The 1,303-nt window shown below is 33.8% G+C and carries 2 protein-coding genes; both read left to right on the plus strand.

What is annotated here, in order from left to right; translation table 11 throughout:
• The first annotated feature begins 39 nt into the window (after positions 1-39).
• A complete protein-coding gene (locus ACY2RS_RS15435) occupies positions 40-411 on the plus strand; it encodes a transposase (protein WP_490099565.1) in 372 nt (123 codons plus the stop codon).
• 44 nt (positions 412-455) lie between these two features.
• The gene (locus tag ACY2RS_RS15440; RefSeq protein WP_490099566.1) at positions 456-1,262 is read left to right on the plus strand and encodes an IS3 family transposase; all 807 of its coding nucleotides are present in this window, start codon (positions 456-458) and stop codon (positions 1,260-1,262) included.
• Positions 1,263-1,303 lie beyond the last annotated feature (41 nt).

The raw sequence follows: 1,303 nt of genomic DNA on the forward strand, positions 1-1,303 counted from the left end.
TGACTCGTCCTGAATAAAGGCTACATAATTTTAAACATTATGTACAAAAATGACAAAGTAATTAGACGGTATTCTGAATCTTTTAAACTCAAAATTTTAGACGAACTTACCGCAGGAAAACTAAACAAGTATCAATTAGGTAAAGCTTACGGTATTGCACCTTCTACCATCAATGAGTGGATTAAGAAGTATAACCGTAAGGACTTAATGAACACCAGAGTAACTGTGAAAACTAAAGACGAAATAACTCGTATTAAGCAACTACAAAAAGAGATTGAACAGCTTAAAAAACTTCTTTTGAAAAAGGATATGGATGCCTTGATAGATGATTCTTATCTAGAGGTCGCTGCCGAACAGCTGGGCTATAAATCTGTGCTTGAACTTAAAAAAAAACTAAGTATCAGGCCCTGATAAAGGCCAAGGAAAAATCTAAGGGATTTGTATCTCTGACGACTATAACAGCTTGTTTTGGACTTAAACGTGATGCCTACTACAAATACAAACGTAGAGAAGATAAACGTCTTGAAATTGAGAAAAAGGTAGTATCCATTGTTAAAAACAGACGCAGATCCCTTCCCAGAGAAGGCGTTAGAAAACTCACCAAATCTCTAGAAAAAGAGTTTTCTAATGCCAATCTTAAAGTTGGTAGAGATACCTTATTCAACATTCTTAAAAAATACAATATGCTCACCCTCAGAAAGAAATACAGCTCTAGAACTACTAACTCTTTGCACAGGTTCTACAAGTACAAGAACATTATTAAAAATATCGAAGTAACCAGGTCCAACCAAGTATGGGTTAGCGATATTACTTACATAAGGACCATTAAAGGATTTTGTTATCTAGCGCTCATTACAGATATGCACAGTCGTAAAATCGTGGGATATGACATAAGTAATAGCTTAGAACTTAAAGGTTGTGTGAGGGCCTTAAATAAAGCCATATATCAAGCTAAAAACAGTAAAGAGCTTATTCATCATTCTGACAGAGGCATACAGTATTGTAGCAATGTTTACACACAAATCTTAAAGAAAAATAACATAGGCATTAGTATGACAGAAGAAAATCATTGCTACGAAAATGCAATGGCAGAACGTGTAAACGGAATTTTAAAAGACGAGTTCTATCTTGACCAGACCTTTGATAGCCTACAACACGCTAAGAGAGCAACAAAAAATGCAATTAATTTATACAATGAAATAAGATTACATCTATCTTTAAACTATAAAACACCAAATATGGTATATAAATTAACAGCGTAAAATCAATTTTAACCTGTAGCCATATTTCAGGACAAGACATT

It is taken from the genome of Patiriisocius sp. 208BN25-11 (assembly GCF_058147145.1).

What these genes read in the sequence shown, in the direction of transcription:
- ACY2RS_RS15435 (WP_490099565.1), top strand. Translation starts at nt 40, where the DNA reads ATGTACAAAAATGACAAAGTAATTAGACGGTATTCTGAATCTTTTAAA.